We start from the raw sequence: 5058 nt of genomic DNA, 5'->3' as shown, positions 1-5058 counted from the left end.
CCGCCGAGCCCGCGGGCGGGCGCGGCTGGGCGCCCGAGGAGGGGCGCGGCGGTCCCGTCGCGCCGTCCGCCTCGGCGACGCAGGCGGTCCCGGCGTCCCCGCCGCCGCTCCCGCCGGAGCGCGGCCGCTCGTCCCGGGTGAACGGCGCCGGCTCGGCCGGGTCGGGCACCCGCTCGTCGTCCGGTCCGCGCGGCACCCGCGTGGCCGGGGGCGCGAACGGCGGCGCGAACGGCAACGGCGCGTCCACCGGGAACGGGGCGTCCGGCCTGCCGAAGACGCCGCCGCCCCCGCCGGGCAAGACGCCGCGCAAGGGCGCGCCGAAGGGCCGCTCGGACAAGCCCGCGGAGGGCGACAAACGCCCGGCCTCCGACATAGCCGCCGACCTGTGGCCGGACGGCGGTGACCCGACCCGCACCGCCGAGGACCCGCTGTACCTGCTCGGCGGCAAGGTGCCCGGCGCGGACAAGCCGTCGCCCGGCGCCGACAAGCCGGTGGCCGACAAGCCCGTGTCCGACAAGGGCCGGGCCGGCAAGCCGGAGCCGGGCACCGGGGCCGGCAAGGGAAAAGGCGACTCGTCCCTGATGCACTACGACCTGGACAGGTGACCCAGGGGGCTTCGGGACGGAGCGTGAGCACCCCTGAGAGCACGGTCGAGGCGAGCGCGGTCGAGATGAGCTCGGTCGAGGCGAGCACGGCCGAGACCGCGATCGACCTTCCCGCCGTGCCCGACCCGGCGCCCGCCGCACCCGCCGCGGGAGGCCGAGGCAAGCGGATGGCGGGGAAGGCCGGCCGGCTGCTGGCGTCCGCGGGCGGCGCCGTCGCCGTGCAGTTCGTCACCGCGGGCGGCAGCCTCGTCGTGCAGTCGCTGGCCGCCCGCACGCTCGGCGCGTCCGGCTACGGCGCGTACGCGCTGCTCTTCTCGATCATCGTCATGATCACCTCGGTGCAGACCAGCTGGGTCGGCGACACCCTCACGGTGTTCGACCGGTTCGAGCCGCGAGTGCGCGGCGCGCTGCTGCTGTCGGTCGGCGGCACCGTGGTCGCCGGCGCTGCCGTGGGCGCGGTCGTCGCGGCCGTCATGCACCTCGCCGGGCCGCTCGGCATCGCGCTGTTCGCGCTCTCGGTGGCGCTGTGGCTGCTGGAGGAGACCGGGCGGCGGATCTTCACCGCGCGGATGGAGTTCTGGCGGCTGACCGTCAACGACGCCTGCTACCTGCTGACGACGCTCGCGGTGCTCGGCGGCTCGCTCGGCGCCGGCGCGGACGCCTCGGTGGAGCTGCTGCTCGCCTCCATGTGCGCGGGGTCGGCGGCCTCGATCCTGCTGGCCCGGGTGCGGCTGCCGCGCGAGGAGTACGCGCTCGCCCCGCTGCGCGGCACCGCGTTCCGGGAGATCCTCGCGTTCTCCTGGTGGCGGTCGGTGCAGGCCGGCATCCGGCCGACCGCGCTGCTGCTCGCCCGCGTGATGATCGCCGGGTTCGCGTCCACCGCCGCGCTGGCCGGGGTGGAGGCGGCGCGGCTGCTGCTGTCGCCCGCGCTGACCTTCGTCAACGGCGCCGGCTGGTTCCTGCTCGGCGACTTCGCCAAGGCGGAGAAGGCCGGCCGGCCGATGCGGGCCCGGCAGGCGGTGCGGGCGTGCGGGCTGATGTCGGGGATCGCGCTCGTGATGAGCCTCGGCGGGATCCTGCTGGTGGGCTGGCTCGGCCCGGTCGTGACCGGCGGCTCGTTCGAGGTGGACCGGGTGGCGCTCGGCGGCTGGGCGCTGTACTCGGTGTGCTTCTCCTGCACGCTGCCGCTGGCCAGCCTGGCGACGGCCCGCAAGCAGTCCCGCTCGGTGTTCGTGATCCGCGGTGTGGAGAGCCTCAGCGGCCTCGCGGTGCTGCTCGGCCTGCTGGCCGCCGACCCCGGGCACGCCGCGATCGCGCCGTACTGCCTGGGCGCGGGCGGGATCGTCTCGGCGGTGATGCTGTGGCGGATGCTGCGCAAGGGCGACCCGCCGCGCAGAGGCGGCGGGACGGTGCCGGCGCCAGCGGGCGCGGAGCCCCGGGAGCCCGGAGCCCCGGCCCGGACGGCGGGATCAGGGGACCAGCTCGTCCGCTGACGCGGGGACGCGCTCGCGGCCGTTCCGGGCGCCCGCCGACCGTTCCGTGCGGCGGCGCCCGGCCAGCCAGACGGCGGCCGTCCCGGCGCCCAGCACGACGACCGTCCACGCGATCGGGACGGCGCCGACGTCGAACATCTTCAGCGCGGACGCGACGAGCACCAGCGCCAGCACGCGGCGGATGAGGCCGCCGGGGGCGCGCGAGGAGATCTTCGAGCCGAGGTAGACGCCCGGGATCGAGCCGACCAGTAGCGCGGCGGTGACCTGCATCTGGAAGTCGCCGAACAGCAGGTGGCCGAGCGCGGCGGCGAACACCAGCGGCACCGCCTGGAGCAGGTCGGTGCCGACGAGCTGGTTGGCCTTGAGCGTCGGGTACAGGGCGAGCAGCGCGACGATGATCAGCGAGCCGGAGCCGACCGAGGTGATGCCGACGACGAGGCCGCCGACGAGCCCGATCAGCACGGTCGGCACGGGCCGGATCCGGATCTGGGGAGCCTCGCCCTCCTCAGCGTCGGGGCGGTGCCGGTCGCGCCGCGCGAGCACGCCGCGGACGGCCAGCCCGGCGGCGGCGATGAGCAGCGCGACGCCCATCGCCTTGCTGATCAGGTTCTCCACTCCGTCGCCGTGGCCGAGGGCGCGGGCCAGCAGCACACCGCAGAACGCCGCGGGTACCGAGCCGGCGCACAGCCAGCCGACGAGGCGCATGTTGATGGTGCCCTGCCGGTAGTGCACGGCGCTGCCGACGGGCTTCATCACCGCCGCCGCCACGAGGTCGCTGGAGACCGCGGCGAGCGGGCTGACGCCGAAGAACGTCACGAGCATCGGGGTCATGAGCGCGCCGCCGCCCATCCCGGTCAGTCCGACGACGATGGCGACCAGGAACGAGCCGAGGGCCATGGTCCAGTCGAAGTCCACGCGCCTTCACCCCCCTACGGCGGCATGACCTACCTGCTATATAGGAAAACTCGCCTAGTACAGTACGGGACCGCACCCGGGTCTGTTAACCCGGGTGTATCCCAACAAACGCGACTAGATTGACGATCTACGCCTCAAGGGACCAAAGGGGACTATTCGGTCCGGAGCCAGCCGCCCGCGACGAGCAGCTCGAGGACCCGCCCCACCGCCTCGTCCGGCGGCATCGCCGAGGTGTCCAGCACCAGGTCGGCGTCGTCCGGCACCTCGTACGGGTCGGAGATCCCGGTGAACTCCGGGATCTGCCCCGCCCGCGCCTTCGCGTACAGGCCCTTGCGGTCGCGCCGCTCGCACTCCTCCAGCGGCGTCGACACGTGCACCAGGATGAAGTCGCCCGCCGCCGACACCATCCGGCGCACCTCCGCGCGGGTCGCCGCGTACGGGGCGATCGGCGCGCAGATCGCCACCCCGCCGTGCCGGGTGATCTCCGCCGCGACGAACCCGATCCGCCGGATGTTCAGGTCGCGGTCGGCCTTGGAGAACGTCAGGCCCGCCGACAGCATCCGCCGGACCACGTCCCCGTCCAACAGCGTGACCGTCCGGCCGCCTCGCTCGACCAGCGCGTCCGCCAGGCCCCGCGCCACCGTGGACTTGCCCGAGCCCGACAGGCCCGTGAAGAACACCGTGACGCCCCGCGAGTGCTTCGGCGGGCGGGCCCGCGCCAGCTCGGCGGCGACCGCCGGCGGGGTGAACCAGTCCGGGACGGGCTCGCCCGCGTCCAGCAGCTCGCCGAGCCGCTCGGCGGTCAGCTCCGCCTGCACGTGGTCGGGCTCGATCCGCGCCACCGGACGCCAGATCTCCACGTCCGCGTCATAGGCCCACGGCTCGGGCACCACGACCGGGATCGCGGTGCCCTCCATCTCCTGCTCGGCGAGCAGGTGCGTGGCGCCGTAGGCGGCGGCGACGTGCGCGCGCAGGAGCAGATCGCGCTCGTGGTCGCCGCGCGGCGGCAGCGGCACCGGGATGATCCGCGTCCCGTCCGGGAGCTCCTTGCGGACGCCCAGCAGCGCCCGGACGAGCGACTCGTCGTGCTCGCCGCTCAGCAGCGGCAGCACCAGCACCTGCGCGCCCAGTTGCTCGGCGACCTGGCGGACCTGGCCGAGCTGTTTGCGGTGCAGGGGTTCGCGGGCCGCGACCGCGAGGACCGGGCCGTCGACCGGGTCCAGCTCGTCGGGACGGCGGCGCAGCGAGTGGAACGGTCCGTGCGCGGGGGAGCGGAGCGGCTCCAGCGGACCCGCCAGCCGCCAGCCCTGGGACGTCGGGTCCTGCCATGCCTCCGCGACCTTCAGGACCGCCAGCGGCACGCCCTCGGGGTCCTGCAGGACGAGCCGCTCGTGCGCGGTCAGCTCCTCGGGCACCGCCAGGGTGACCGGGACCGGCCACGGCGTCCCGTCGGCGAGCCGGCCGCCGGCGATCACCATCGCCGCGTCGAACGAGCCGAGGAAGCCGGTCAGCGGCCGGTACACGCCCGCGAGCAGCAGCTCCAGGTCGGCGAGCTCCACCGCGTCCGGAGCCCAGCCGGGCAGGTCGCGCAGCGTGTCGGGAAGGCCGGCTTCGGCGGTCACCGCGGTCTCCGATCCCGCCCGGCGCGCACGCCGGGCCGATGCAGGTCAAGGGTCGATTTTCCGCCAAATTACTGCGGTCGCGCCGGTGCCCGCACCTCCGCCCCCGTCAGATCACCCGGGCGAAGCGGTTCTCCGGCTTGCGGATGACGAGCGTGACGTCGCTGTGGTCTGCGGTGAGGCGGCCCCGGCTGGCCGCCGACACCAGCCGGCACAGCAGGTCGGTGAGGCCGGTTCCGGCCCCGAGGGCGTCGATGGCCTGCCGGGAGGTGTACTCCTCGGCGATCATCAGCCCGCGCATCACGCAGTACCACTGCATGCCCTGCCGGGACGCGACCCGGTCGTAGATCGCGGGCGGCGGCTGGAGCCGCCGGGCCCGCCCGGCGCGCGCCTCGGCCGCCGGGGCCCGCCGCCCCTCCCGCCGCT

Annotated in this window: 3 protein-coding genes and 2 pseudogenes; 2 read left to right on the top strand and 3 right to left on the bottom strand. The window is 75.2% G+C overall.

Going from position 1 to position 5058, the window contains the following annotated elements; genetic code table 11:
- Together ABZ914_RS46330 and ABZ914_RS46325 are read left to right on the top strand one after the other, a co-directional pair.
- A pseudogene (locus ABZ914_RS46330) lies at positions 1 to 605 on the top strand (hypothetical protein); the annotation flags it as partial.
- 23 nt (positions 606 to 628) lie between these two features.
- Positions 629 to 2098 carry a lipopolysaccharide biosynthesis protein gene (locus ABZ914_RS46325; RefSeq protein ID WP_500201031.1) on the top strand — a complete coding sequence of 490 codons (1470 nt, stop codon included), beginning with the start codon at positions 629 to 631 and terminating at the stop codon, positions 2096 to 2098.
- Here ABZ914_RS46325 and ABZ914_RS46320 read toward each other — a convergent pair.
- The 3 genes and pseudogenes from ABZ914_RS46320 to ABZ914_RS46310 all read right to left on the bottom strand — a co-directional run.
- Complete coding sequence (locus tag ABZ914_RS46320) at positions 2075 to 3013, bottom strand: sulfite exporter TauE/SafE family protein (protein ID WP_500201030.1); 939 nt, start codon at positions 3011 to 3013, stop codon at positions 2075 to 2077. The two genes, ABZ914_RS46325 and ABZ914_RS46320, sit on opposite strands and share 24 nt — an antisense overlap.
- A gap of 152 nt (positions 3014 to 3165) precedes the next feature.
- Positions 3166 to 4635, bottom strand: coding sequence for an adenylyl-sulfate kinase (gene cysC, locus ABZ914_RS46315; protein ID WP_500201029.1), 1470 nt, complete (start codon positions 4633 to 4635; stop codon positions 3166 to 3168).
- A gap of 106 nt (positions 4636 to 4741) precedes the next feature.
- Positions 4742 to 5058, bottom strand: a pseudogene (locus ABZ914_RS46310) (hypothetical protein); the annotation flags it as partial.

Origin of the sequence: Spirillospora sp. NPDC046719 (genome assembly GCF_040645715.1) — a bacterium.
Taxonomy (GTDB): domain Bacteria; phylum Actinomycetota; class Actinomycetes; order Streptosporangiales; family Streptosporangiaceae; genus Spirillospora.
Note: the sequence above shows the minus strand (reverse complement) of the source record. Positions and strands in the feature narration are given on the sequence as shown.